Source organism: Terrimonas sp. (assembly GCF_003075435.1).
In the GTDB taxonomy this organism is placed as follows: domain Bacteria; phylum Bacteroidota; class Bacteroidia; order Chitinophagales; family Chitinophagaceae; genus Agriterribacter.
Map to the genome: position 1 here is coordinate 182,663 of NZ_QCZJ01000010.1, position 25,691 is coordinate 208,353.

At 39.5% G+C, this 25,691-nt stretch carries 25 protein-coding genes; 13 read left to right on the forward strand and 12 right to left on the reverse strand.

Annotation, left to right across the window (positions count from 1 at the left end; all coding sequences use genetic code 11):
• The first annotated feature begins 99 nt into the window (after positions 1 to 99).
• From DC498_RS12940 to DC498_RS12960, 5 genes are read left to right on the forward strand one after another with little or no spacing between them, the layout of a single operon-like run.
• Positions 100 to 1,122, forward strand: a complete 1,023-nt coding sequence (locus DC498_RS12940; protein ID WP_116874575.1) for a GHMP family kinase ATP-binding protein — start codon at positions 100 to 102, stop codon at positions 1,120 to 1,122.
• Between the two features lie 16 nt (positions 1,123 to 1,138).
• Positions 1,139 to 1,720, forward strand: a complete 582-nt coding sequence (gene gmhA, locus DC498_RS12945; RefSeq protein ID WP_116874576.1) for a D-sedoheptulose 7-phosphate isomerase — start codon at positions 1,139 to 1,141, stop codon at positions 1,718 to 1,720.
• Positions 1,710 to 2,423 carry a nucleotidyltransferase family protein gene (locus DC498_RS12950; RefSeq protein ID WP_116874577.1) on the forward strand — a complete coding sequence of 238 codons (714 nt, stop codon included), beginning with the start codon at positions 1,710 to 1,712 and terminating at the stop codon, positions 2,421 to 2,423. Before gmhA ends, DC498_RS12950 begins: the two co-directional genes overlap by 11 nt.
• Complete coding sequence (locus DC498_RS12955) at positions 2,416 to 2,973, forward strand: D-glycero-alpha-D-manno-heptose-1,7-bisphosphate 7-phosphatase (protein WP_116874578.1); 558 nt, start codon at positions 2,416 to 2,418, stop codon at positions 2,971 to 2,973. Before DC498_RS12950 ends, DC498_RS12955 begins: the two co-directional genes overlap by 8 nt.
• 31 nt (positions 2,974 to 3,004) lie before the next feature.
• A complete protein-coding gene (locus DC498_RS12960; RefSeq protein ID WP_116874579.1) occupies positions 3,005 to 4,078 on the forward strand; it encodes an RluA family pseudouridine synthase in 1,074 nt (357 codons plus the stop codon).
• A 66-nt stretch (positions 4,079 to 4,144) separates the two neighbouring features.
• Here the strand turns inward: DC498_RS12960 and DC498_RS12965 are convergent, their stop codons facing one another.
• The 3 genes from DC498_RS12965 to DC498_RS12975 all read right to left on the reverse strand — a co-directional run bounded on the left by DC498_RS12965 (position 4,145) and on the right by DC498_RS12975 (position 7,353).
• A complete protein-coding gene (locus DC498_RS12965) occupies positions 4,145 to 5,233 on the reverse strand; it encodes an alpha/beta hydrolase (RefSeq protein WP_133176843.1) in 1,089 nt (362 codons plus the stop codon).
• Between the two features lie 260 nt (positions 5,234 to 5,493).
• Positions 5,494 to 6,111 (reverse strand): DinB family protein, encoded by a 618-nt coding sequence (locus DC498_RS12970; protein ID WP_116874581.1) that lies wholly within the window; start codon positions 6,109 to 6,111, stop codon positions 5,494 to 5,496.
• 264 nt (positions 6,112 to 6,375) lie between these two features.
• On the reverse strand, positions 6,376 to 7,353 hold the full coding sequence (locus DC498_RS12975) for a hypothetical protein (protein WP_116874582.1): 978 nt from the start codon (positions 7,351 to 7,353) through the stop codon (positions 6,376 to 6,378).
• 48 nt (positions 7,354 to 7,401) lie between these two features.
• Here DC498_RS12975 and DC498_RS12980 point away from each other — a divergent pair, with 48 nt between their 5' ends.
• Positions 7,402 to 8,127 carry a ribonuclease H-like domain-containing protein gene (locus DC498_RS12980; protein ID WP_116874583.1) on the forward strand — a complete coding sequence of 242 codons (726 nt, stop codon included), beginning with the start codon at positions 7,402 to 7,404 and terminating at the stop codon, positions 8,125 to 8,127.
• A gap of 13 nt (positions 8,128 to 8,140) precedes the next feature.
• On the opposite strand, the gene DC498_RS12985 is transcribed toward DC498_RS12980, so the two are convergent.
• The gene (locus tag DC498_RS12985; RefSeq protein ID WP_116874615.1) at positions 8,141 to 9,028 is read right to left on the reverse strand and encodes a sugar phosphate isomerase/epimerase family protein; all 888 of its coding nucleotides are present in this window, start codon (positions 9,026 to 9,028) and stop codon (positions 8,141 to 8,143) included.
• 207 nt (positions 9,029 to 9,235) lie between these two features.
• Between DC498_RS12985 and holA the strand changes: the two genes are divergently transcribed.
• The gene (holA, locus tag DC498_RS12990) at positions 9,236 to 10,231 is read left to right on the forward strand and encodes a DNA polymerase III subunit delta (RefSeq protein WP_116874584.1); all 996 of its coding nucleotides are present in this window, start codon (positions 9,236 to 9,238) and stop codon (positions 10,229 to 10,231) included.
• A gap of 81 nt (positions 10,232 to 10,312) precedes the next feature.
• Here holA and DC498_RS12995 read toward each other — a convergent pair whose 3' ends face one another.
• The gene (locus DC498_RS12995; protein WP_116874585.1) at positions 10,313 to 10,741 is read right to left on the reverse strand and encodes a c-type cytochrome; all 429 of its coding nucleotides are present in this window, start codon (positions 10,739 to 10,741) and stop codon (positions 10,313 to 10,315) included.
• A gap of 82 nt (positions 10,742 to 10,823) precedes the next feature.
• On the opposite strand from DC498_RS12995, the gene DC498_RS13000 reads away from it, so the two are divergent.
• Together DC498_RS13000 and DC498_RS13005 are read left to right on the forward strand one after the other, a co-directional pair.
• Positions 10,824 to 11,771, forward strand: coding sequence for an NAD-dependent epimerase/dehydratase family protein (locus tag DC498_RS13000; protein ID WP_116874586.1), 948 nt, complete (start codon positions 10,824 to 10,826; stop codon positions 11,769 to 11,771).
• Between the two features lie 45 nt (positions 11,772 to 11,816).
• Positions 11,817 to 13,061 carry a peroxiredoxin family protein gene (locus tag DC498_RS13005; RefSeq protein ID WP_116874587.1) on the forward strand — a complete coding sequence of 415 codons (1,245 nt, stop codon included), beginning with the start codon at positions 11,817 to 11,819 and terminating at the stop codon, positions 13,059 to 13,061.
• A 5-nt stretch (positions 13,062 to 13,066) separates the two neighbouring features.
• Here DC498_RS13005 and DC498_RS13010 read toward each other — a convergent pair whose 3' ends face one another.
• Positions 13,067 to 13,723 carry a J domain-containing protein gene (locus DC498_RS13010; RefSeq protein WP_116874588.1) on the reverse strand — a complete coding sequence of 219 codons (657 nt, stop codon included), beginning with the start codon at positions 13,721 to 13,723 and terminating at the stop codon, positions 13,067 to 13,069.
• A 115-nt stretch (positions 13,724 to 13,838) separates the two neighbouring features.
• Here DC498_RS13010 and DC498_RS13015 point away from each other — a divergent pair, with 115 nt between their 5' ends.
• Entirely contained in the window at positions 13,839 to 15,185 is a 1,347-nt protein-coding gene (locus DC498_RS13015; protein ID WP_116874589.1) for an aspartate aminotransferase family protein, read from the forward strand.
• A 403-nt stretch (positions 15,186 to 15,588) separates the two neighbouring features.
• Entirely contained in the window at positions 15,589 to 16,506 is a 918-nt protein-coding gene (locus tag DC498_RS13020) for a DUF2279 domain-containing protein (RefSeq protein WP_116874590.1), read from the forward strand.
• Between the two features lie 55 nt (positions 16,507 to 16,561).
• Here DC498_RS13020 and DC498_RS13025 read toward each other — a convergent pair whose 3' ends face one another.
• The 6 genes from DC498_RS13025 to DC498_RS13050 form a co-directional block, all read right to left on the reverse strand.
• Positions 16,562 to 18,340: a vWA domain-containing protein gene (locus DC498_RS13025; RefSeq protein WP_116874591.1), complete on the reverse strand. Its 1,779-nt coding sequence runs from the start codon at positions 18,338 to 18,340 to the stop codon at positions 16,562 to 16,564.
• Positions 18,341 to 18,704: 364 nt separating this feature from the next.
• Entirely contained in the window at positions 18,705 to 19,241 is a 537-nt protein-coding gene (hpt, locus tag DC498_RS13030; protein ID WP_116874592.1) for a hypoxanthine phosphoribosyltransferase, read from the reverse strand.
• A gap of 3 nt (positions 19,242 to 19,244) precedes the next feature.
• Positions 19,245 to 20,492, reverse strand: coding sequence for a glucosaminidase domain-containing protein (locus DC498_RS13035; protein WP_116874593.1), 1,248 nt, complete (start codon positions 20,490 to 20,492; stop codon positions 19,245 to 19,247).
• 12 nt (positions 20,493 to 20,504) lie between these two features.
• A complete protein-coding gene (locus DC498_RS13040) occupies positions 20,505 to 21,143 on the reverse strand; it encodes an O-methyltransferase (protein ID WP_116874594.1) in 639 nt (212 codons plus the stop codon).
• A 39-nt stretch (positions 21,144 to 21,182) separates the two neighbouring features.
• A complete protein-coding gene (locus DC498_RS13045; RefSeq protein WP_116874595.1) occupies positions 21,183 to 21,878 on the reverse strand; it encodes a TIGR00730 family Rossman fold protein in 696 nt (231 codons plus the stop codon).
• 98 nt (positions 21,879 to 21,976) lie between these two features.
• On the reverse strand, positions 21,977 to 23,533 hold the full coding sequence (locus DC498_RS13050; RefSeq protein WP_116874596.1) for a sodium:solute symporter: 1,557 nt from the start codon (positions 23,531 to 23,533) through the stop codon (positions 21,977 to 21,979).
• Positions 23,534 to 23,760: 227 nt separating this feature from the next.
• On the opposite strand from DC498_RS13050, the gene DC498_RS13055 reads away from it, so the two are divergent.
• Together DC498_RS13055 and DC498_RS13060 are read left to right on the forward strand one after the other, a co-directional pair.
• Positions 23,761 to 24,306 carry a TIGR00730 family Rossman fold protein gene (locus tag DC498_RS13055; protein ID WP_116874597.1) on the forward strand — a complete coding sequence of 182 codons (546 nt, stop codon included), beginning with the start codon at positions 23,761 to 23,763 and terminating at the stop codon, positions 24,304 to 24,306.
• Between the two features lie 86 nt (positions 24,307 to 24,392).
• On the forward strand, positions 24,393 to 25,286 hold the full coding sequence (locus tag DC498_RS13060) for a sugar phosphate isomerase/epimerase family protein (protein ID WP_116874598.1): 894 nt from the start codon (positions 24,393 to 24,395) through the stop codon (positions 25,284 to 25,286).
• Positions 25,287 to 25,691: the final 405 nt, after the last annotated feature.

Here is a 25,691-nt window from a genome sequence, read left to right on the forward strand (position 1 = left end):
CTACAGCTTTATAATGGTTTGGTTTAAACGTTGAATATAAACGCCTTGAACCAACATTTCCATTAACTTTGCGGGCAATTTAACCTTTCCAGCCTCTATATGATATACAGAAGCAAAGCTCCTTTACGAATTGGTTTAGCCGGCGGTGGTACAGATGTTAGCCCTTATTGTGATTTATACGGCGGAGCTATTCTTAATGCTGCCATTTCACTATATGCTTATGCTAATATTGAGCCTGTTACCGAAAAAAAGATTTATCTAACGGCCGCCGACAGGAATGAATACCTGGAATACGAGTTTGCTAAAGCGCTTCCACTCGATAGCAAGCTTGATTTGCTGAAAGGTGTATACAACCGTATTGTAAAGGACTATGGATTTCCTGAAACAGGTTTCAGGTTGCATACGTTTGTTGATGCACCGGCAGGTTCGGGTTTGGGAACATCATCAACTTTGGTGGTGGCTATTGTTGGTGCTTTTGCTGAAATGCTGAGCTTACCCCTGGGTGAATATGATATAGCACACTATGCTTATGAAATAGAGCGCCAGGATCTGAAGCTTGCCGGTGGCCGCCAGGATCAATACGCGGCTACTTTTGGCGGCGTGAACTATATGGAGTTTTATGAAAACGATAAAGTGATTGTAAACCCTCTCCGTATAAAATCCAAATACCTGAACGAACTGGAAAACAACCTGCTGCTTTTTTATACTTCTACCAGCAGGGAGTCTGCCACTATTATTAAAGAGCAGCAAAAAAATGTGCAGCAAAAAAATGATAGTTCAATTGAAGCAATGCACCAATTGAAAGAACAGAGCCGTATGATGAAAGAAGCATTGCTGAAAGGACAACTGGGCGAAGTGGGAGAAATACTGGATTACGGTTTTCAGCAAAAAAGAAAAATGGCAGCAAATATTTCCAACTCAAAAATTGAAGAGATATACGATGCCGCAAAAAAGGCAGGTGCTTCCGGTGGAAAAATATCTGGCGCCGGCGGCGGCGGCTTTATGAGTTTTTATTGCCCTGGCAATACAAGGTATAATGTTATTGAAGCGTTGCATCCTTTTGGTGGTGAAGTAAAACAATATAGTTTCACAAAGTATGGTTTAACAACCTGGTCTGTTTAATATTCAATTTCAATACATGATCAACACAATTAAAGATATTATCAACGCGTCAGTATCAGTAAAACAACAGCTGCTTGCAGACGAAAAAATATTGAGCACCGTAAATACATTGGTTGATGTAATTACTGATGCATTTAAAAACGGTAATAAGGTATTGTTTTGCGGTAATGGCGGAAGCGCGGCAGATGCACAGCACCTGGCAGCAGAATTCAGCGGAAGGTTTTATATAGACCGCGATGCTTTGCCTGCAGAAGCACTGCACGTAAACACATCTTATCTCACCGCTGTGGGTAATGATTACAGCTATGATGTTATCTATGCACGCCTTATAAAAGGCTTAGGGCAAAAAGGAGATGTGCTGGTTGGATTATCCACCTCCGGCAATTCCAAAAATGTGGTACTTGCTTTTGAAGAAGCAAAAAGAAAGGGTATGATCACCGTAGGTTTTACAGGCGCAACAGGAGGTAAAATGAAAGACGTGAGCGATTACCTGCTGAATGTTCCTTCCATAGATACTCCGCGTATACAGGAATCGCATATTTTATTGGGTCATATTATTTGCCAGTTGGTTGAAGAAAAGTATTTTAATGGCAAATAAAATAACCGAAGCGATTATACTTGCCGGCGGGCTTGGCACAAGGTTGCGCAGCGCAGTACCTGATCTCCCTAAATGCATGGCGCCGGTTAATGGAAGACCTTTTGTTGAATATGTAATTAATAGTCTTCGTAAACAAGGTATTCAAAAATTCGTATTTGCATTGGGATACAAAAGCGAAGCTTTTGATGATTTTTTGAACGCTGTGTTGCCAGAAAATGAATATACTGTTTCTCTTGAAGATGAGCCTTTGGGCACAGGTGGTGCTGTTCGGTTAGCCGCCAGCGTTACCTCTAACGAAAATGTATTGGTTACCAACGGCGATACCTTATTTAAGGCAGATATACAGCAGGTAGCTGCTTTTCATAAAAGTAAATCTGCCGAATGCACACTCTCTTTAAAGCCTATGGAAAATTTCGACAGGTATGGCGCGGTTGAACTTGATGCGGAAGGCCGGGTAAAAAATTTTAAGGAGAAACAATATTTTCCTGAAGGATTGATTAATGGCGGTATATACCTGCTGAACCTAAAAGCATTTCAACAAAAACCTTTCCCTGAGAAATTTTCTTTTGAAAAAGACTACCTGGAAAAGTATTATACCGCAGGAAATATATATGGAATAGCCCGGGATGCTTATTTTATTGATATTGGAATTCCTGAAGATTATGAAAGAGCGCAAAACGAGCTAAAGCAAGGCAATGATTGATTTTAAAAAGATAGATAAATCCTGGACATTGTTTTTGGATCGTGATGGTGTAATTAATCACGAAACGGTGGGGTTATATATAACCAGATGGGAGGATTTTATTTTTTACGAAGGCGTGCTGGATGCCCTGCATATCTTTACCCGGAAATTTGGGCGCATTATCATTATTACCAATCAGCGCGGTGTAACCAAAGGTTTAATGACGGAGGATGATCTGAAAGATATTCATGCGAATATGCTGAAGGTAGTTCAAGAAAATAATGGCAATATCCATAGGATATATTATTGTCTCGATAAGAATGATGACAGCCCTAACCGTAAACCAAACCCTGGTATGGGATATATGGCTAAGGCTGATTTTCCTGAAATTGATTTTAGTAAAAGCATTATGATAGGGAATACAATGGGGGACATGAAATTTGGTAAAAATATAGGGGCTTCAACTATTTTTATTCCAAGCAACCGCCCTGCCCCTGAGCTTCCTGATGCGTATACTGATGCCATATATCCTTCGTTGATCAGTGTAGCGGAAGCGATGCAAAAAAAATAACTGATCAATTATCTTTACAAAAAATATTGATATGCAAAAGCCCGGAGCGGATTTTGAAGATGAACTGGAAAATTCAGAAGGAGCGGAAGAATTATATGAACGTATGTCTTTTACCGTTGATAAAGGGCAGGAGCCATTGCGTATTGATAAATTCCTGATCAACCGCATTGAAGGCGGCACAAGAAACAAATTGCAGCAGGCAATTGAAAAAGGGCATGTGCTGGTGAATGGCAAAGCGATTAAGTCAAACCATAAGATAAAGCCGGGCGATGAAGTGCTGGTATATTCTGAAACCTCACCTGAGTCTACTGAGATAGTTCCTGAAAAAATGGAGCTGAATTTTGTATACGAAGATGATGATATTATAGTGATCAATAAGCCTGCGGGTATGGTAGTGCATCCTGGTTCGGGCAATTATAATGGTACGGTGGTAAATGGTATTGCATGGCATTTGCAACAGCAATCGCCTGAGTTAACAGAAGTAGCGCTTCCCCGTTTCGGACTGGTGCACCGCATTGATAAAAATACCAGTGGGTTACTTGTGCTTGCTAAAAATGAAAAAGCTTCTATTGGTCTTGCCGCGCAGTTTGCCGCGCATACGGCTCACCGCAGGTATATAGCATTGGTTTGGGGCGATTTTGAAGACAGCGAAGGAACCATCTCCGGTCATGTAGGGCGTCATCAGCGTTTCCGGAAAATAATGGATGTATACCCCGAAGGAGATCATGGCAAAGATGCAGTAACGCATTATACCGTACTGGAAAAATTTGGTTATGTGAGTTTGGTTGAGTGCCGGCTTGAAACCGGTCGTACACACCAGATACGTGTACACATGAAGCATATAGGTCACCCTTTGTTTAATGATGATACTTATGGTGGCGACAGGATTGTAAAAGGAACAGTATTCACCAAATACAAGCAGTTTGTTGATAATTGCTTTGCTATCTGCCCGCGTCATGCACTGCATGCAAAGACCTTAGGTTTTATTCATCCCACTACAAAAAAAGAAATGTTTTTTAATAGTGAGTTGCCAGAGGATATACAACAGGTTATTGAAAAATGGCGAAGATATGTAAGTGCAAAGGGCATTATGACAGAGGGATAGTAATGCAGCCTTTACGGTAATTTCGAAAAGAAACACAGTAGTGTACGCAATTGCAGCTATATATAATCATTTCGCTTTAATCTTCCTCCATACTTCCCCTGCGTGCCTGCTCTGAGGATATAGTTTTGTTGCCATCTCATAAAAGGCTGCCGCTTCTTTAAGCATACCCGATTTTTGGCAAAAGTTCCCCATCCAGTCGAGGTAAGGTTCTGAGGGCTGAAAGCTGAATCCTGTTTGTGCGGAAAGCTTTTTAAAGTGGGTAGTTACAAGCTGTGGATTAAATACAGCCTGCTTTACCTGTACAAGATGACCATCAAAAATAAATCGCAGCCCGTTGTAAGCGGCAGGTACAGCTATCGTACCATGATCTTCTCCAGGATAATATTGGAAGCTCCATCGCAGATTTTTTGGGGAATATTTTTTCAGCAGTGTTTCAAAACCAAGGATAGACCGCTCCATATCTGTAGTAGTATCCTGCGGAATGATTTCTTTGTGCGCCATTGCAACATAAATATTAGCCTGCCCGAAATCCTTTTTGGCTAACATACTATCTGCCTGGCGCAGCATAATCCCGTCATCCCACCATAGACTGGGATCAATCATAATATATGCATTGAATAATGTTGTGTAATTCAGCAGGAGATTTGCAGCGGTAAGTCCGCCAAAAGAATGCCCTACTATAATACTATAACCCGATGTCCGGTACACGGAATCAATATGCATACGCAGCTCAGCGGTTAAGAATTGTATGAAATGATGATTACCGCCTCCACCTTTAAACATGGTTTGCGATTTATCGTAAAACGCTGTTCTGCCTGCATCGGTTGGTGTAAGGTCGCGGGTACGTTGTGTGTTTACAATACCAACTACAATGGCATTGGGCATATATGCATAAGGTCCTTTGCTGAGCGACTGTTGTAGTCCGGTAAAATAATGGAAGCTGCTTTCGCCATCAAGCAGGTAAATTACAGGATACTTTGCCGGCGCATATTCATTGCTGTTATACTCAGGTGGAAGATATACATAGTATTCTCTTGTTTCTTTCAATGCCTGCGATGGTATGCTGTATTTTGCTCCAATAGTAAACGGCTGTTGAGCCGTGGCGCTGAATATTATTTGCAAAAACAAAATAGCAATACTTATTCTCAATATCATGCTGCGTAATTTATTGCGTTTTTGGAGCAAAAATAAAAACAATACAGGCAGATGAATTACGCCGAACGGAATTGTAGTATCGAAATAGGAAAATAATAATAGTTAGTACGCTGTGATTAGTGGCTTTCAGCACCCAGGGTGTACACCAAGTCTTCGATGGTCGGTGAAATGTTGCCGGGACGGTATCTCATCAACCACTTCCGGCGCGGAAACTTGAAATGTACCTGACACGCAGGGTTCTGTTGGGTGGCATAATATTATTAACTCTTCGGAAAACCTTTTGCCTGTTTAATGCTCAATACCTGTTTCAAATGCCTGTCAGTATGACCAAAATGCACAACCATCAATGCATGTATGCTTCGTCTTTTTTCATCACCCCACCTGTAGGTGTAGTGTGATTTCAGATCGTATGTTGTATTTTTTATAAACCTTATAATATGATCTCTTCCAAATAAAAAGAAGGTGAGGTTATCTTTACCTTTCATCAATCCCAAAGGTTCTGCATTCCATTCTGCTTTGTGCGGGCTGGGATCGTTCATCCAGTTTATATAGGTGGTATCAGGCAGCGCAACGCTATCCAGTTCCGGTTCAGGCTTTGAACTGAGCATAATATCAGCTTCCTGCGCAAAAATCCTTTCATATAACCCCAAATGTTCAAGCACCTGGGCAATTGACCATTTTGATGAATCTTCTTTAAACGACCATTGTACCGGCGTAAGATGCTGTGTTTGCTTAATAATTTCCTGCTTTGTTCTTTCAAGATTTTCAACCAGGAAGCGGCGGTCGGCTGCTGTCCATAAAGTTTTGGATTGGCTGTAAGCATAATTGAATGAAAAGCTCAAGAACAATGCAGTTAAAATGAGTAATGCATATCTCATAGTAAAAAGATGATGTGGTATACCTGAGTGTGCTTATGATATTCTGCCATAAATTAAGTGTATTTATTCATTTGTGCAAACCTGGTATAACCAAATTCGGGCTGCTATAAGATAAAAGCGATGGTAGCCTTGATAAAAATAAATGGCTGAAGCTGTGACCGGAAATGCATAATTGTACCTGGCGGCTATGTATAAGCTTTAAAGCGAAAAGGCTTCCCGTTTTACAGGAAGCCTTTTCGCATATATTATTATCATTTATTTCAACTATCCGAATATTCCACCTTTTTTCAGGGTAACACCGCCTTCACCAATTTTAAAACCATTCTGGTATACTTCTACTTTGTATGTTCCTGGTTTGTATTTATCGGTTTGTTTAAGATCAAAGCTTACATTTTTGCGTTTGCCTTGTTCATAATCAATAGATACTTTGTTGGTAAATTCTTTATCTCCATCTTCTCTTGTAGTTACTGTTCCTGATCCCAATCCTTCTTCTTTAACTACCAGTCCTTCCGGATTTGTAACAACTACATACAATTCTTTAGTTCCGGTAACTGAAAGCCTGTTTTCTACATCAAAAGAAACACGGAATTTATCAGCTCTTTTTGCTTTAGAAGTTTCAGACTCTTTACCATTTTTCTTTTCGTTGATGGCAGATATATGGAAATTAGAAGCGTTCAATGTAGAACCAACATCAACCTTACCGGTAAGATCTTTATTTTCAGTAACCTTTTGATTAAGTGTATCTGTTAACTGAGCTTTTTCAGTAGTTAATTGCTCTTTATCTGCAGTAAGCTGCTTATTTTCTCCCTGCAGCCTTTCAATTTCAGCTACATACTCTTCAATTTTACTGTTTAAAGAGTTGATCAGCTTACGGGCTTCAGCCAGGTCAGAAGCGCTTGCATTCTGCTTGCCGATAAGCGTTTTAATTCTTGCACGCATTGTTGCAACATCTTTATCGCGTGTTTTAACAAGGCTGTCGAGCTTGGTATTTTCAGATGTCATTTTATCAAGCCTGATTTCAGCAGCCTGGTAATCGGTAGCCAGCTGATTTCTTATTGAATCCAGAGAAGCATATTGAACATCTTTTTGCTGAATAACTTCTTTGGTTTTACTTTTATCGTAAATGATATAACCCCATGTACCCAGTAAAGCAGCGATTAATACGCCATAAATAATGCCGCGATTATCTTTTTTAGGTGGTTGGGATGATCCTGATGCTGAAGGATAATTTGATGCACTCATTTGTTTATTTTTTAAAGTTTTGACAAATTTAATTTACAAAGTATAATTATGATTTATAACGCTAATCTTAATCATTTACTTGTGCTGGATATTGAAACAGTTCCTCAATTTCCTGATTTTTCACACCTGTCTCAACAATGGAAGGAACTCTGGTTGCACAAAATGTCTAAAACCATGCCAGAAAATTTTTTACCTGAAGACTGGTATTCGCAACGTGCTGGTATTCAAAGCGAATTTGGTAGAATAATTTGTATTTCAACCGGGCTTTTTTACCAGGAAAGCGATGGAAAACTGGTTTTTAAACTGAAGTCTTTGTATGGAAATAATGAAGCATCCCTGTTAAAATCATTTAACGAATTACTCCATTCTTTTAAAGAAAAACGAAGCAACTTAATCATGACCGGCCATAACATAAAAGAGTTTGATATACCATTTATTTGCCGGAGAATGATGATTAACCAGGTTGTATTATCAGACCATTTACAGCTAAGCAGTAAAAAACCATGGGAAACAAACCTGGTTGACACAATGGAGCTATGGAAGTTTGGCGACTATAAAAACTATACCTCGCTGCATTTGCTTGCTACAGTACTTGGCATTGAAACACCTAAAGATGATATTGACGGCAGTATGGTTAAAGATGTTTATTATAAAGAAAATGATTTACCACGTATAGTAACCTATTGCCAGAAAGATGTGGTTACTGTTGCAAACATTTTAATGCGGTTTAAAAACCTGCCCCTTCTTGAAAAGGAGCAGATTTTAATTGCCTGATAACAAGGATTATTTACGAAGGCCAATACTGCGCCATTTTTTTACGTAAAAATTTCACGCTCCTGTCAAGCTGATCCATACCATCCACACCATCTTCAATACTTATCCAGCTATCAAAGCCTGTCCTTTTCAGCTCGGAAAAAATAGCATCATAATCATTAAGCCCTTTACCTATTTCCCCATGACTTAACCTTTTTGCATAACCTTCTACACCACCCTCTTCCTTTCGCAGATCTTCAATAGTTCCCTCTTTCAGGTAACGATCGCTGGCGTGCATGGTAACTACCCGGCTTGATACTCTTTTTAATAGTTCAATAGGATCTTCACCGGCCAGGTAAGTGTTGCTGGGGTCATAATTAACACCAAAATTGGGGTGATGGATTTTGTCAACCAGCTTGCAGAAAACATCCATTTTTTGAGCAAATTCCGGATACTCCCAAAAATTATCCTTGTAATGATTTTCTATAATAAGGGTGATATTTCTTTCAGCGGCATAAGGTAAACAGGCCTGTATACAGTCTGCAGCCAATTGAACGCCCTGCTCTACAGACAGCTCCGGGCGTTTTTGCCCTGAAAGCACACGGCAGTAAGATCCTCCCAGGGCATAGGTCATATCAATCCATCTTTTCTGTTTTTCTATTTCTTTATTACGAAAGGCCTCGTCAGGATGTGTAAAATCAGGTGAGCAGCACATCATTGGAATAACCATTCCTTTATCCTCAACCTGTTTCCTGAATATCGGCCAGTTTGCCTCATCTTCCATCTCAATAAATCCAGCATACCATTCAAGTCCTTCAATATCCAGTTTTGATGCTAACTCAATCCATTCCGACACTTTCATTGTTCCATCTTTACATAAGGCATCCATAAATGCTTTGGGAAAGGCTGCTAATTTAGGCATAATAATTTTTCTTTTTTTTAATGCAGAGATATAAGCAGGAATATGCTTTTTCCGCAAATGAAGTTCAAAATATAAAAGTTAATGTACAAAGATTTTTTCTCTGGTAATTAAGATGATTTATGCATTTTAATACTACGTTTTTGTCACAAATAACCTGGATTGGCCCATTAAAGCAGATTATATCTTTAATTTGCGGCTCAATCAGGTATGAGCACAGAAAAAATAATAGCAGACTGGAAAAAGAAAGCCTATCATCCTGTATACTGGCTTGAAGGTGAAGAAAGCTTTTATATTGACCGGGTGGTAGAATATGCAGAGCATGAGATATTATCTGAGTCAGAAGCGTCGTTTAATCTTACTGTTTTTTATGGCAAAGATGCAAACTGGGCTGATATTGTAAACGCCTGCAGGCGCTATCCAATGTTTGGAGAACGGCAGGTTGTTATTCTTAAAGAAGCCCAGCAAATGCGTGATGTGGAAAAGCTGGAAGCATATATTTCATCTCCGCTTGCCTCCACCATCCTGGTAGTGGCGCATAAGGAAAAAAAGGTTGATGGCAGAAGCAAGCTTGCCAAATATCTCAAGCAAAATGCAGTGCATGTTGTTACCAAAAAAATGTATGATAGCCAGTTACCTGAATGGACCAATGAGTTGGTTCAGTCAAAAGGCTATACCATCTCTAAAAAGGCGCTGGCATTGCTGGTAGATCATATTGGCAACGACATCAGCAGGATAAACAATGAGATTGACAAATTGCTTATTAACCTAGTGAGCAGGAAAAATATTACTGAAGAAGATATTGAAGAGTATGTGGGCGTCAGTAAAGAATACAATGTATTTGAACTGCAGGAGGCTTTACAAAGAAAAGATATTGTAAAAGCAATGCATATCATTCAATACTTTGAGTCAAATCCGAAGGCTGCCCCGATACAATTGGTATTACCCTCATTGTATAATTTCTTCAGCAAGGTATATATGCTGCTGTCTGTAAAAGGCGATGATAAAGCCGTTGCCGCAGCAACAGGAATACCCTCATTTTTTATGAAAGACTATAAGCTTGCTGCGGCTACATATGGATTCAGCGGAGTTGAAAATGTGCTTTTATTACTGCATCACTATAATCTGAGGAGCATCGGGGTAAACGATGCCGGAACGGAAGATGCTTCTTTGCTGAAAGAAATGATTGTAAAAATGGTCATGTAGTTTCCTTGCACTTTATTCCTAATTCTTGCCACAATAAAAAAGGCTGCACTAAAGGCAGCCTGAACATGATTTGATAATATTTTATCTTTCAGGAGGTGGTGGCGGAAGCGTTACCTTACTTTCCGGATGAGCCTTACCATTGTGGCAGGTAATACAGGTAACAGCAGGAGCATTACCCTCTCCTTCCTTATTAAAATTGAAATACTTTTTATTGATTTTAGAAGTCATTTTCATCATACTCCTTGCTATGTTCTTTTCATCCTTCTCGTCACTTCCAAAATCAAGTTTTTTAGGATCTGTTTTTGATTGAGCGTGACAGAAATTACATTTCACACCCAAAGACACATTAAACTCCTTCATGATTTTTGACAACGCTTCGTGGTCAATATTCTTTGGAAGTACTTTAAGATTGGGCTTTGGTTTATCCTGCGTAGTAGCGGAGACACCAATAATAAGAATAGCAAGCAGACCGATGCCTGCATAAAGTTTCCTTTTGTGCAATTGAAACATAGAAGTGGAATTTGCATGTTAAAATATAAATTTCCTGATTACATACCAATTTTATTTTTTTGCAATCATTTAAAACACAAAAATGGCAAAAGAAAAAATACTCGTTATCGGGGCATCCGGGCAAATTGGCGTTGAGCTAACCTTAGCTTTAAGAAAAATATATGGCGACGCACAAGTTGTTGCATCCGACCTTCGGGAAGAAAACAGCTTATTAAAGGGAACAGGGCCTTATGTTTCGCTTGATGTAATGAATAAAGAAATGTTGCATGTGCAGGTGATCAGGCAAAACGTTACACAGATATATTTATTGGCAGCCATACTTTCAGCAACAGGCGAAAAAAATCCTGGGCTTGCATGGCATCTGAATACGCAAAGCCTGCTGAATGTACTGGATATTGCAAGAGAAGAAAACCTGCATAAAGTATACTGGCCAAGTAGCATAGCTGTATTTGGTCCTACATCACCCAAGCAACTTTGCCCCCAGCAAACCATTATTGAACCAACAACAGTATACGGCATAAGTAAGTATGCCGGGGAGTTTTGGTGCAAATATTATAACCAGCGTTTTGGCGTAGACGTCAGAAGCTTACGTTACCCGGGATTGATCAGTTATAAGTCTGCCCCCGGCGGAGGAACGACTGATTATGCGGTGGAGATTTTTCATGAAGCGCTGGAAGAAAAAAAATATACTTCTTTTCTTGATGAAAACACCTATTTGCCTATGATGTATATGCCGGATGCCATCAAAGCTACTATTGAATTAATGGAAGCAGATGCCGCCAAAATTTCCGTGCGCACTTCGTATAATCTTGGGGCTATCAGTTTTTCTCCAAAAGAAATTGCCGCGGAGATAAAAAAACATATTCCGGATTTCACTATTGACTACAAGCCTGATTACAGGCAGCAGATTGCCGATAGTTGGCCGCAAAGTATTGATGACAGCGTGGCAAGAAAAGATTGGGGCTGGCAACATGAATATGATTTAAGCAGGATGACGGAGGATATGCTGAATAATCTACAATTTCAATAGACTAAATAAATTGGCTAAGTTTGCAGGAATAATTTTAATCTATCTATGAAGAAGCGGTTTTTAACAGCAGTACTGTTTTTGATATATAGTATAGGAAACGCCCAGCAGTATAACGGTTTAAAAGATGGAAAATGGAGGGGTATTTTATCAAGAGTTGATGGCAAAGAAATCGTTATAAACTTTGAAGTGAAGGATAGCCTTCAGAAAAAAACAATGTTTATCACCAATGCCTCTGAGCGTTTGGTGGTTGACGATATAACTATTAAAGGTGATTCCGTTATTGTGATACTTCCTTTCTTCGATTCGCGGTTTAACCTTGTTTTTAACGGGAGTGATAAATTAACAGGCGAATGGATAAAACGGCTGGCAGACAGGAATACGGTTATTCCTTTTACTGCAACGTATAATGAAAATTACAGGTTTAAAATTACCTCAGCTAATACTGCCGCTAATATTACCGGCCGCTGGGCTGCTACATTTTCTGATAGTGCCGGCACAAGATCATCTTCCAATGTAGGCGTATTTGAACAAAACGGAAATAAGCTTACTGGCTCATTTTTAACCGTGAGTGGCGACTACCGGTACCTTGAGGGAGTTGTAGATGGTGATTCGCTTAAATTATCCGGATTTGACGGAGGCTATGCGCTTTTGTTCACGGCAAAAATAAATGATAATAAAACCATAAGCGGCGGAAGGTTTTATTCCGGCGCCGGGCCGGGCTGGCAGGCATGGAGCGCTGAAAAAAATAATAATGCAGCTTTGCCTGAAACAGCATCACTGCTTAAACCCGGCGTTGCTCCCAAAGTCAGTTTCACATTTAAAGATGTAGAGGGAAAGCCTGTTTCTTTTAGTAATAAAAAATTTAAGAATAAAGTTGTTATTCTCCAGGTATCCGGCACCTGGTGCCCCAATTGTATGGATGAGACAAGATTTTTAAACGACGTTTACGAAAAGTATAAATCTAAAGGGGTTGAAATTATTGCGCTGCTATACGAAAGGACAGCAGATTTTTCACGTTCGCAGGCTGCGGCAAAAAACTTTATCAAAAGACTTAATGTAGCGTATCCGGTTTTAATTACCCCTGTAGCGGTTGGCGATCCGCAGAGAGTGGAAAAAACATTACCCCAGCTTGAGAAAATACCTGCTTTCCCAACTGCAATTTTTGTTGACCGGAAAGGAGAGATACAAAAAATTCACATAGGTTTTAGCGGGCCTGGTACAGGTGAGGCAGATTACAATAAACAGAAGGAAGAATATGTGCACATTATTGAATCTTTACTGAATAAGTAACAGCATCAGTGTTTACTGCTCAAAAAATAAATTGCCGCGCATACTACTGCCGCTATAATGAAGGCAAGCAGGGGATAATATTGCTGCCAAAGATTTTTATAGGTTAACTGTTTTATTTTTTGTTGAATAATAAGTATTTCCTCCTGGCTGTTCCCTGCAAGCTTATTCAATGACTTTTGTATAGCAGGAAGGTTTTTGTTAGGAAGCACAGCACATATTTCAAGTATATGATCAATGATATTTTTGTTGATGTTATTATCATTGTGAAATACCAACAGCGCAATAGTATTATCAGATAGTATTTTATTCAGCTCCGCCTGCACATACCGCAGGTTGATCCTGAATGCATCCATCTCCCGTATATCCTGCTGTAGTTTTCTGCATTTCAGTAAAATGCTTTCCGGGCTGGTTTCTTCTGCAACAGCTATATTCGCTTTGGGATAATGATCCCGCCAGACGCGGTTGTATATCATTCTTTTTTCCGCGTCGCCCAGTATTTCATATGCCTCCTGTATTTCCCTGAAACGGATTGCAGCAAATTCGTTTTCCGCATTTTTATCCGGATGATAGAGCAGCGCTAGTTTTCTGAAATTTTTTTTAATATCGTCCTGCGTAGCATTTGGCGCAACTCCCAGAACGGCATAGTAATTTTTAAATGACATATAAGAGCAGCGAATTTCCTAAAAAATATGTTGCAACGCAGCAGAATATTACAGGAAATCATTGTTTATATAAATTTAAAATTGTTTAGAATTTGTAAACTATTATTTTTAGGGTATGAATAATTCATTTCACAGAACTGAAGGTGATATCAATCTTTCGGATGCAAGAAAGGAATGGTATGCAACTATTGCAGACGGTCAAACCACACAATATCTTGATGAGGATGCAAAATATTTTCTGCACCAATCCATGTCCACTCCCTGCCTTGATGTTTTGGCATCATGCGAGGATATATACATCACGGATCTGTCAGGCAAAAAATACATGGATTTTCATGGCAATAATGTGCACCAGGTGGGATACAGGAATGCCTATGTGATGGAAAAAGTTAAGGCACAAATGGATGTTTTGCCGTTCAGCCCGCGCCGTTATACCAATATACCTGCTATTGAGCTGGCTCAAAAACTGGCGTCTTTATTTCCCGGAGATCTTAACAGGGTATTGTTTGCTCCGGGCGGTACTTCTGCTGTAGGTATGGCGCTGAAATTAGCACGCATTGTTACAGGCAAACATAAAGTCATTTCTTTATGGGATTCTTTTCACGGTGCCTCTATAGATGCAATAGCAGCAGGAGGTGAACAGGTTTTCAGAAAAGGTATGGGACCTTTGTTACCGGGCGTTGAGCGTATTCCGCCACCAACCACTTACAGGGGCATTTTTGGAGATGATGGCAATGATATCAAATACGCAGAGTACCTTGAATATGTTATAGAAAAAGAAGGTGATATAGGCGCGTTTATTGCAGAAACCATACGCAACACGGATGTGCAGATACCATCAAAAGCATACTGGAAAAAAGTGGAGGAGATATGCAGAAAGCACAATGTGCTGATGATACTGGATGAAATACCAATAGCGTTTGGGCGCACGGGTAAAATGTTCGCGTTTGAGCATTACGATATACAGCCTGATATTGTTTGTCTCGGCAAAGGATTGGGTGCCGGCATTATGCCTATAGCGGCTATGGTTGCCCGTGATGTTTTTAATGTAGCTGCTGATGTTTCTTTAGGGCATTATACGCATGAAAAGAGCCCGCTGGGAAGTGTAGCGGCAAAAGCCATGCTGGATTTTATTGAGCAGCATAATATATTGCAAAAAGTAAATGATGATGCTGCCTTTATGAAAACGGCACTTGAGCAACTTAAAAGCAAATACCCGGTTATAGGTGATATTCGCGGTATTGGGCTTTTATGGGGAATAGAACTGGTAAAAGACAGGAATACAAAAGAAAAAGCAATAGAAGCAGCGGAATTTGTATTGTATGAATGTTTGAAAAATGGTTTGAGCTATAAAATTTCCCAGGGTAATGTTTTACAACTTTCTCCCCCGTTAATAATTACCCGCAAACAATTAAACGAAGCATTAAATATTGTTGAAGCAGCTTTGGCTAAATTAGGCTGAAAACGTTGATCTCATTGTATGGATTTTTAGCCAGGGATTGATATATTTCCTGCCACGAATTCCAGTGTTTGCAATGGCGGGACAGGATTTGCTACACAAAGAGCCACAAAGCATACACAAAGTTACACAGAGCGTTTTATTATTCTTTATGGCTCTTTGTGTATGCTTCGCGTACCTCTGTGAAATAACCAGACTGTTACACTGCAATTATTCGTGATAATTAGTGTGATTCGTAGCTAAAGGTGTACGCAATCATTATATCAAAAAATCCTTGCAATCGTTTTTAAACAACTTCTAAGGAAAACTATAAATTATTCAACTTAAAAACGAAATCCCTGGTTTTTTGGCTCATAAAGTTTTCGTTACTTCGTTAATAGTCTAATAAATTGATCTGCACTTTGTCATGCTTCGGATTTCTTATAAACCAATTTTAGCAGGAGTATTGTGTTGCCTTTGCTCAATAGCCAACAGCCAGCATTTTCTTCCACCTTCTGATACCTACCGGCCAGACAGGCTGAAAAAAGTGGTGATAACCGAAGCTGTTATAACAACCGCCTTAAGTGCAGGGCTCTATTTTTTATGGTATAAAAAATTTCCCCGCAGCAAATTTCATTTCTTTAATGATGCCAGGGAATGGTTGCAAATGGATAAGATAGGGCATGCCACAACAGCTTATAATGCCGGCGTATTGCAATATGATATGATGCGCTGGTGCGGCGTACAAAAAAACGATGCTATTATTATTGGTTCTGCAACGGCGCTCGGCGGACTAACTATTATAGAAATACTCGATGGGTTTTCAACACACTGGGGTTTTTCAAAAGCTGATATGCTTGCCAACCTGGTAGGCACGGCTATTTTTGCATCGCAGCAGCGATGGTGGGATCAGCAAAGAATCAGCATGAAATTCTCAGCACATCTCTCACCCTACGCGCAATATTATCCTGCTGAACTTGGCAACAACTTTACGTCGCGTTTATTAAAAGATTATAACGGTCAGAGTTACTGGCTGTCATTCAACATTAAATCTTTTCTTCCGGTAACATCAAAATTCCCGGCATGGCCGGCTATTGCAATCGGTTATGGTGCAGATGGTATGATTGGAGGTCATCAAAATCCGGCTACAATAAAAGATAAAGCCATTCCACATTTTGAACGTACACGGAGATATATGCTGTCTGCAGATGCGGATCTTTTCAGGGTGCGATCCATTGCTCCTGTTGATGCGGCCACCTATATACTTAAACCATTCAAATTTCCATCTCCCACCTTTGAAATCAACTCAAAAGGGAAATTCAAAGCATACCCGCTGTATTATTAATGTCTTCCATAACATATTTACAACAGTATGTACAATTTCTTATGTACAAGAAAGATTAATCCTGTTCCTGCACTCTTTTCCTTTTTCTTTTCTTAGATGGCTCATAAATCTTTTTCCCTTTTGTTACAAGATCAAAAAACTCTGTTTCAAGCGGGTTATTAATATCCATTGCATTTTTGGTGAGCAGCAACACATCATCCCAGGACGCATTTTTTAAATATGGCGAGCTGTGTAATAAACCGCCAAACATACAAACGCCTGTAGCAAAACGAAGATGGTTATCAAGGCTATCCAGCACTTTGTAATTATCTACACATTGATATTCCAGTTTTGCAGATTGTTTTATTCCGGGCTTGCAATAATTGATGGTAACGGTAGACAGCACATCATTTGATGACAGGTGTATACCCGGGTGAGCGGAAATTTCAAATACAGCCATTACAGAATGCCCTGAACCAATTTCCCCGCCTTCCAGTATGCTGGTAGTGTCTGATAAAGCGCTTCTTTTATTATCAAACCCAATCAGGCGGTACGCTTTAATATAATCTTTATTAAATCTCACCTGCATCGATACATTGTCTGCTACTGCATATAATGTTTGGGTAAGTTCTTTCACCAATACTTTTTCTCCTTCTCTTTCATCATCCAGGTAGGCAAAATTGCCATTGCCCTTCTTAGCAAGGATCTCGATTTTAGAATCTTTATAATTACCCATCCCAACGCCAAGACAGGTAAGATAGATGCCGCCCTGCTTCATTTGTGTGATTAATGCTTCCAGCTCCTTTTCTCCTGTTTCGCCAACGTTAAAGTCGCCATCTGTAGCCAGTATTACCCGGTTGTTTCCCTCTTTTATAAAACTATTATGTGCAAGCCGGTAAGCCTGTCGTATACCCGCTTCTCCTGGCGTAAAACCACCTGCATTCAGGTTCTCAATCGCCTCTAGTATTTTTTCTTTATTTCCACCGCTTGTTGGCGGAAGCATAATGCCTGTAACCCCGCCATATACCACAATAGAAACAGTATCTATGGTACGAAGATTCTCTACCAGTTTTCTGAAGGATGATTTTAAGAGCGGCAGCCGGTTGGGCATATCCATAGAACCGGATACATCTATCAAAAAAACCAGGTTGCTTGGCGGCACATTATCAAGGTTAAGCTTTTTAGAAACTGCCTGTATAAACAATAACTGATTTTCTTTATTCCAGGGGCATGAAGTTACCTGCGAACGGATAGCGAAAATGCTGTCTTTTTCAGGCTCATTATAATTAAAATTGAAATAGTTGAGCATTTCCTCAATACGAACCGCATCTTCAGGCACTGTACTGTTCATATTGATAAACCTGCGGATATTACTGTATGATGCCCTGTTTACATTCAGCGTTAAACCGGTTACCGGGTTATGATCTGTTTTTACAAAACCATTTTCAATCAGCGGGCTGTAAGTTTCATCGGCCACAAACATTTTTCGGCTTGTGAGCCCGGCAAGGTTTTCAGTAAAGGAAACAAGGTATTGTTTTTGCACGCTTGCCGTATAAGGCAGCATTTTCATTACTATCTTTTGGTATTCTGTAGTGTTAACCCGCACTGAAAGCGGCTCATAACCTTCAATTGAAAGATCAAGGCTATCACTTTTTAGCGCTGTAGTTATACCAAAAGCACCGCCCACACCACTGGAGTGTATCGACCTGGTTGAATGCATAATAATTCTCACGTTCTGCAACGGATTATTCTTTTCATCCATTATCTCACCACGGAGATAATATTGAGCTGATACCGATGTAAAAACGAAAAGCCAACTAAGGAGTAAAGCAATTTGTTTTAGTTGCGGTTGCATGTAATAAAAAACATTTAGTACTTCTAACGACAATTGAGCACAATATATTATTTAACAGCGGATTATAACCAGGCACATTCTGCTTGGAATTCGATTTTAAGTTGAATTATACAGTTTTCCTTGGTGCTGGTAATAAAATACAAACACCCTTCTCATTTTTCGATCCCGCCCTCATAAAGATCGAACTAAAGGTATCTTGCGGCGGGAGAGAAATCTGTTAGGCAGTAGTACCAAAGCCCGGCAGATTTACCTTCGGTGAGAATAGTTCTCCCTCGCGTAAGAACGATTTAACTACAATCTCCGTATTGCTCGGTCTAAAGGACGATACAGAAATCGTTTTTTTCTAAAAGCGAAATTCCTGAATCTATTCAACCAACTGGTAAATTTCTTTAATATTTCTTCCCAAACCATCATAATCAAGTCCGTAGCCCACTACAAACTTATCCGGTATGGAAAAACCGCAGTAATCAACGGTTACAGGAAATTCGGTGGCTGCAGGCTTATGCAGCAAGGCGCAGATTTTCAGAGAGGCGGGATGCTGGTTGCGCAACTGAGGTAAAAAAGTATGCATGGTTTTGCCGGTATCTATAATATCTTCCAGTATTATAATATCACGGTCAATCAAATCAATATCCAGTCCAATGGATGTTATTACCTGTCCTGATGATTTTGTGCCTTTATAAGAAGCAAGCTTTATAAAACAAATTTCTGCAGGAATATTCAATGCTTTGAACATATCCGAGGCAAACATAAAAGAGCCATTCAGTATCGCGATGAACAATGGCGTTTTTCCCGCATAGTCTTTTTCGATAGCCAGCGCCAGTTCTTTTATTTTTTCCGTTATCTCTTCTGCAGAAATATAGGGTTTAAATGTTTTATCATGTACCTGTATCAAAGCCATGCGCTAATTTTTATAAATAAGCAACTCCTGCCCAACTTTAAGATCATTGGTTTGTAAACTATTCCAGGTTTTAAGCTGATCTATTGCAACCGCGTATTTTTTTGCTATACTGTATAATGTTTCCTTATTTGTTACAATATGCTTTGTGGTGTTAACCATAGTTGTCAATTGCGCGTCAGCAGCATTAAATGCTGATTGCAATAAAACTTTTTCGCCATTTTCGAAAGCCTGCTTTGCAGCAGTTTTCTGCAAATAGATTTTCTGCCCTTCCTGTGGCACATCGTCTGCATTAAGCTGGTTATAATCAAGCAGGTTATCCAGGCGAATACCTTCTGATTGTGATATGTCGTATAAATCTTCACCGGGTTGCACAATATGAAAATCTGCAGCACCCTGTTTTCTTTTTCTTTGTAAAAAAATCAGCTGATCATAATCCAGCACATCATCTCCTTCTTCAAATTCATTAAAATCCAACAGGTGCTTATACTTAACATTATACTGATCTGCGATTGCCAGTAATGATGAGCCGGAAGGAGCTAATATTACTTTTGTTTCATTAATACGAAATTCCCCCTGCGGATAAACAGCCTTCAGCGGTTTAACATCCTTTACGGTGTGGTAAACGGCAGGCTTTGTATAATTTTTATTTGAGGCACTGTTAACTGCTATAACCCGGGGAGTAATAACCGGGGTATTCATTGCATATATTGCATCCTCATCCTGTATACTTTTTTTGCCCAAAGCAATCAGGGTATATAAATTAAGATTGTAATCTTCAATATATTTTATAACCTGCTGTGTATACCTCGGGTTGGTAGCATAACCTGCTTTTTTTAACCCCTTGGCCCAGCCTGCATAATCTTCCGGATCAAGATTAAACAGGAAAGCATACCTGGAGCTGTTTCTTAAAAAATCAGAATGATCTTTATAAGAATCTTCCGCGCTGGAATATGCTCTGAAACATTCTCCTCTTTCATCATCATCATGGTATACTTTTTCACCCGACCAGGCAGTTTTGCATTTAATACCAAAATGATTATTGGAACGCTGTACGAGGTCGCTCATGCCGGCCTGCGTTTCAAGTATGCCCTGTGCCAGTTTAATAGCAGCAGGCACGCCTGTACGCTGCATCTCCTTAATGGCAATAAACTTGTAAGTATTAATATACTGAATAATGGTAGCATTCTGTGCCGAAGCGGTATGCATCAGCACTATACAGGCGGCAACAATAAAAATCACATTTTTTCTCATCGGATATCTGCGCTATTTTTTTCTTACCAGGAGTAGCCCGTCGCGAACTGTAAGCAATACAGATACTACTCTTTCATCTTGTTTTATATATTCATTAAAAGCATGCACGGCTTTCGCATTCTTACCTTTTTTTTCCTCTTCAAGCACCTCTCCATGAAACAATACATTATCGGCTATAATATACCCTCCGCTCTTTACTTTTGGCAGCACTATATTAAAATAATCAATATAACTCACTTTATCTGCATCTATAAACACTATATCCCATGCTTCATGTAATGCCGGGATAATTTCGTGTGCATTACCAACCCGCAAGATAATCCTGTCTTTTACAATACTTTTGTTAAAAAAGAACTGTGCTGTTTCCGCATCTTCCACTCTTATTTCAATGGTATACAACAAACCATCTTCAGTTAATCCTTTGGCTAAGCATAAGGCACTGTACCCGGTAAATGTGCCAATTTCCAGTATGCGCCGAGGCTGTATCATCCTGCTCAGCATTTCCAGTAGCTTGCCCTGCACTGCGCCACTCAGCATATGCGCTTTGGGATGTTTTTCATTGGTAAAATCCGCCACTTCTTTCAACAATGTATCATCGTTTGTAGTGTATCGGGCGGCATAAGCCTCTGCCAGCGGGTGTAAAAATTCCAATGCTCAATTTTATGCAAAGGTAATACAAGAAAAAAGCAATTAAAAATTAGGCGCAAGCGGCCGTGTACGGTAAAAATCTACAATACAATCCACCACTTCATCAGCTGTATCAACCATATCTATTAAAGTAAGGTCCTCAGGGCTGATATTGCCTTCGATAAGCATTACCTCTTCAATCCATTTCATTAACCCGCTCCAGTATTTTCTGCCCACAAGCACCATTGGCATTTGTTTGAACTTGGCGGTTTGAATAAGCGTGGCTATTTCAAAAAACTCATCCATTGTTCCAAAACCGCCGGGCATCATTACAAAGCCCTGCGAGTATTTTGTGAACATCATCTTGCGCACAAAAAAATGATCGAAGCTTAACAGCTTATCTTTATCAATATAATCATTATTATGCTGCTCAAAAGGAAGGTAAATATTGAGCCCAATGCTTTTTCCGTTTGCTTTAGCAGCGCCCCTGTTGGCTGCTTCCATCACTCCCGGGCCACCGCCCGTAATAATACCAAAACCATTCAGGGCTAATTTTTGCGCCACTTCGGCAGATAAAGCATAATAGGGATTATCAGGCTTTGTTCTTGCAGATCCGAAAATGGAAATGCAGGGTCCTATTTTTGCAAGCGCTTCAAAGCCGGCTTCAAATTCGGCTACAATTTTTTGAAGCTGGCGGCTGCTTTGCTCAGTGCTTTCTATCCAGTAATTTGCTTTTAATGTTTTTAGGGTTGCATTCATCGTTGTAATTGTTTTTCATTCAGAATATTGCCATCTGTTACAGATGATAAAGCCACCGGTTTGCGGTGGCTTACAGGTACAACGAATATTTATGCATTTTAGTTTACAGCATTATCTTTTTTTGAAATCATTAATAAACCTAAATAGGTTAACAAACCGTTCAGCAACAGCAGTTCAATGCCTATCTGGAAACCGCCGAACCAGGCAGCCGCGTTTTTACTGATGATATAGCAGAGTACCGGCGCTGCAAGACTGATTACGGTTATTAAAGGAGTATTGGGTAATATTCTTTTGGTAAATATGCCGAAAGCAAATAACCCCAATAACGGTCCATAAGTATATCCGGCCAAATCGAGAATTACATCTATAATACTATTGTTGTTGATAGCGTAAAACACCAGTATACATATAAGGAAGATGAAAGCAAATGTAAAATGCACGGTCAGCCTTTTCTTCTTCTTCTCCTTTTCATTTAAATCAGTTCTGTTTTTTAGCCCCAGTATATCAATGCAGAATGAAGAAGTTAAAGCTGTAAGCGCTCCATCAGCGCTGGGAAATAACGCTGATATTAAAGCTATAATAAACATAATGCTGATGGCTGGTGGTAAAAAGTTCATCGCCACAGAAGGGAACATTTTATCGCCGATCACATTCATTGTTTGCCCGGCATTGTGAGGATCCGTAATCAACAGTTGTTTTACCATCACTCCATCAATATTTACATCTGTATATACACCGCCTTTTGATAAAGTGAACATATACAGTAAACCGCCGAGCATTAAAAACAGGAATAATACACCGGCCATAACAAGAGCCATCGTCATCACATTTTTCTGAGAGTCACCAAGCCGCTTCACACTGATATTTTTCTGCATCATTTCCTGGTCGAGTCCTGTCATGGCAATGGTGATAAATGCGCCACCAACAATTTGCTTGAGAAAAAATCCTTTACTGTTAACATCGGTATTAAATATATTGAGATAGCCCTTGGCGCTCATTTGTGAGAGCGCTTCTGCACCGCCAATATTGAGGTGATGAAGAATATATATTACGCAAACAATAAGCCCGGTTACCATTAAGGTTGTCTGCAGTGTGTCTGTATAAACGATGGTTTTTACGCCGCCTTCAAAAGTATACAGCAATATCATTAACAATATAAAAGATGCTGTTACCACAAACGGTACCCCCATTTTATCAAGAATAAAAAACTGGAGAATATTGATAACAAGGTAGAGCCTTGCTGTAGCACCTACGGTTCTGCTGATGATAAAAAACAAAGCACCGGTTTTATACGCAATATTACCAAAGCGATGCTGCAGGTAATTATATATGGATGTTAAATTGAGGCGATAGTATAAAGGGAGCAAAACAAAAGCGATAACCGCGTAGCCTATCAGGTAGCCGATGGTTACCTGCATATAGGCGAAGCCTTTAAAAGCGCCGCCGGCAACATCTCCAACACCACCCGGCACACTCACAAATGTTACACCGGATAGTGATGTGCCGATCATGCCGAAAGCCACCAGCATCCAGTTACTGTTTTTATTACCGATAAAAAAAGTATCGTTGTTGGAATTGCGGGAGGTAAAATATGCTACTATAAGCAGTATAACAAAATATCCGATTACAAATGAAAAAAGAAGCCAGGGAGACATAACGATATTTGATTTTTTTAAAAACGGAAGATAGAACTTTATTTTTTTCTACAAACAGGTAGCCGCTGCGCGGCAGGATGCAATGGCTATTAGCCGTTAGCAATCATCTTTCAGGTATACACAATTCACAATTGCCTGTTCTCTTTCCCGTTTCCTTGCCTGCTTTTCTGTGCCATAGGCGCAATCTGTTTGTAGATAAACGTATTATTGCAGGATAATTTAATAACATGAGCATTAATAGTGTTGCAGTTTTTTGTGGCTCAAAGTCAGGCAACAATCCCCAATATGAATACGATGCAAAACAACTGGGAAAGTTATTGGCAATAACAGGAATACAAATTGTATATGGCGCAGGCAACAAAGGCATTATGGGTTGTATTGCCAACAGTGCTCTTGAATACGGCGGCTATATTACCGGGGTTATTCCAAGGATACTGGTTGAATGGGAAGTGCAGCATACCGGGCTTACAGCGCTTATTGTTACCGACACCATGCACCAACGTAAAAAGGTGATGTATGAATTATGTGATGCTGCAATTATATTGCCGGGCGGCTATGGCACAATGGATGAATTTTTTGAGATGCTTACCTGGAACCAGTTAAGCATTCACAGCAAAAAAATTGTACTGCTGAATACAGCAGGATTTTTTTATCCACTGCAGGTATACCTGCAAAAAATGGAAGATGAAGGTTTTTTATATAATTACGTAGAGCCGAGAATAAGTTTTTGTGATACACCGGAAGAAATAATCGAACTTTTGCATCTGCAATAGCGAAAAACAAATCCTGCGCTCCTGAACACCCGTTGAAAAATTACCACTATCTTGAACAATCAATTTATTTCATAAATATCAGAACGATGAACAGGCGTGATTTTATTGCTGCAACCGGGGTAGCTGCAACAGCAGGTTTACTTACAAGCTTTGATATGCATGTGCCCAAGCCAAAGTTTAAAATGGGGCTACAGCTATTTACCATAAGAGACGCTATGGCAAAAGATGTAAAAGGCACACTGCAAAAAGCAGCAGCATTGGGTTACCAGGATCTGGAAACCTATGGTTTTGACCCGGATAATGTGAGCTATTATGGGATAAAAGCAAAAGATTTCGGCATGCTGCTCCAGGAATTAAAATTAACTACCTCGAGCGGGCATTATGACCTGTTTAAATACCTGAATGTTCCAGATGCAGCATTATTAGAGTATGTTGATAAATGCATTGAAGGCGCATTAGCCACACAACAAAAATATATTACCTGGCCCTGGCTTGACCCTAACGATAGAAACATTGAATCTTTTCAACGGCTTGCCGACAGGCTTAATATTATTGGCACACATGTAAATAAAGCAGGGCTTGGTTTTGCGTATCACAACCATGATTTTGAATTTGTTGACCACGAAGGAAAAACAGGTTACCAGATCATTATGGAAGAAACAGACGCTGATGTAGTAAAGCTTCAGATGGATCTTTACTGGGTAGCCCGCGCATCCGTTCAACCTCCTTCGTATTATTTTAATAAACAACCAGGACGCTTTGTAATGTGGCATATTAAAGACATGGACAAGGTGAACAAAGATTATACAGAGCTGGGCAGGGGAAGTATTGACTATACTAAAATTCTCCCCGATTATAAACTGGCCGGACTGGAGTACTATTTCTTAGAACAGGGGGGCAACTTCCGTACAAATAATTCAATGGAAAGTATTACGGAAAGCGCTGCTTATTTTAAAAAGAGCCTGATCAGGTATTTGTAAATGTTATTGTCATCATAAATATTGAAGTTGCGAACTATGTAATATGTTTTTATAAATTCTATTTATGTTACTTACAGTATTTCCTGGCATTTCCTGATGTATATACTTGTTATTTTAAGAAGGATAGTTATTTTTTTTATTCTTACTCTTCTTACCCAAATTGGAGGAGTAGTTTACCTGCTCAACATTTTTTTGTATAAATATTACAGCAAAGCATCCTCCTGTTTTAAACAATTCACATTTAAATTGCTCGGCTTTGTTACGCTATATTTTTTAATTAACCCAAGTTGCTAGTTAAATGAGGAGAAAAAGAGCATCAATAAAAGATAATTTTGAGTTACCACACACAAAACTCAATTATCAATGCTCACAGCTGATAAAATTATAGGTATTTATTGTATTGTA

Excerpts from the sequence above, each read along its gene's own strand:
- DC498_RS12950 (WP_116874577.1), top strand. The coding sequence starts at position 1,710 with ATGGCAAATAAAATAACCGAAGCGATTATACTTGCCGGCGGGCTTGGC.
- DC498_RS13020 (WP_116874590.1), top strand. The coding sequence starts at position 15,589 with ATGCTTCGGATTTCTTATAAACCAATTTTAGCAGGAGTATTGTGTTGC.
- DC498_RS12975 (WP_116874582.1), bottom strand. The coding sequence starts at position 7,353 with ATGAGTGCATCAAATTATCCTTCAGCATCAGGATCATCCCAACCACCT.
- DC498_RS13010 (WP_116874588.1), bottom strand. The coding sequence starts at position 13,723 with ATGTCATTTAAAAATTACTATGCCGTTCTGGGAGTTGCGCCAAATGCT.
- DC498_RS13000 (WP_116874586.1), top strand. The coding sequence starts at position 10,824 with ATGGCAAAAGAAAAAATACTCGTTATCGGGGCATCCGGGCAAATTGGC.
- DC498_RS12960 (WP_116874579.1), top strand. The coding sequence starts at position 3,005 with ATGCAAAAGCCCGGAGCGGATTTTGAAGATGAACTGGAAAATTCAGAA.
- DC498_RS12955 (WP_116874578.1), top strand. The coding sequence starts at position 2,416 with ATGATTGATTTTAAAAAGATAGATAAATCCTGGACATTGTTTTTGGAT.
- DC498_RS13055 (WP_116874597.1), top strand. The coding sequence starts at position 23,761 with ATGAGCATTAATAGTGTTGCAGTTTTTTGTGGCTCAAAGTCAGGCAAC.
- DC498_RS13045 (WP_116874595.1), bottom strand. The coding sequence starts at position 21,878 with ATGAATGCAACCCTAAAAACATTAAAAGCAAATTACTGGATAGAAAGC.
- DC498_RS13060 (WP_116874598.1), top strand. The coding sequence starts at position 24,393 with ATGAACAGGCGTGATTTTATTGCTGCAACCGGGGTAGCTGCAACAGCA.
- DC498_RS13035 (WP_116874593.1), bottom strand. The coding sequence starts at position 20,492 with ATGAGAAAAAATGTGATTTTTATTGTTGCCGCCTGTATAGTGCTGATG.
- DC498_RS12965 (WP_133176843.1), bottom strand. The coding sequence starts at position 5,233 with ATGATATTGAGAATAAGTATTGCTATTTTGTTTTTGCAAATAATATTC.
- DC498_RS13025 (WP_116874591.1), bottom strand. The coding sequence starts at position 18,340 with ATGCAACCGCAACTAAAACAAATTGCTTTACTCCTTAGTTGGCTTTTC.
- DC498_RS12985 (WP_116874615.1), bottom strand. The coding sequence starts at position 9,028 with ATGCCTAAATTAGCAGCCTTTCCCAAAGCATTTATGGATGCCTTATGT.
- DC498_RS12970 (WP_116874581.1), bottom strand. The coding sequence starts at position 6,111 with ATGAGATATGCATTACTCATTTTAACTGCATTGTTCTTGAGCTTTTCA.
- DC498_RS12995 (WP_116874585.1), bottom strand. The coding sequence starts at position 10,741 with ATGTTTCAATTGCACAAAAGGAAACTTTATGCAGGCATCGGTCTGCTT.
- DC498_RS12940 (WP_116874575.1), top strand. The coding sequence starts at position 100 with ATGATATACAGAAGCAAAGCTCCTTTACGAATTGGTTTAGCCGGCGGT.
- DC498_RS12980 (WP_116874583.1), top strand. The coding sequence starts at position 7,402 with ATGATTTATAACGCTAATCTTAATCATTTACTTGTGCTGGATATTGAA.
- holA (WP_116874584.1), top strand. The coding sequence starts at position 9,236 with ATGAGCACAGAAAAAATAATAGCAGACTGGAAAAAGAAAGCCTATCAT.
- DC498_RS13050 (WP_116874596.1), bottom strand. The coding sequence starts at position 23,533 with ATGTCTCCCTGGCTTCTTTTTTCATTTGTAATCGGATATTTTGTTATA.
- hpt (WP_116874592.1), bottom strand. The coding sequence starts at position 19,241 with ATGGCTTTGATACAGGTACATGATAAAACATTTAAACCCTATATTTCT.
- gmhA (WP_116874576.1), top strand. The coding sequence starts at position 1,139 with ATGATCAACACAATTAAAGATATTATCAACGCGTCAGTATCAGTAAAA.
- DC498_RS13015 (WP_116874589.1), top strand. The coding sequence starts at position 13,839 with ATGAATAATTCATTTCACAGAACTGAAGGTGATATCAATCTTTCGGAT.
- DC498_RS13005 (WP_116874587.1), top strand. The coding sequence starts at position 11,817 with ATGAAGAAGCGGTTTTTAACAGCAGTACTGTTTTTGATATATAGTATA.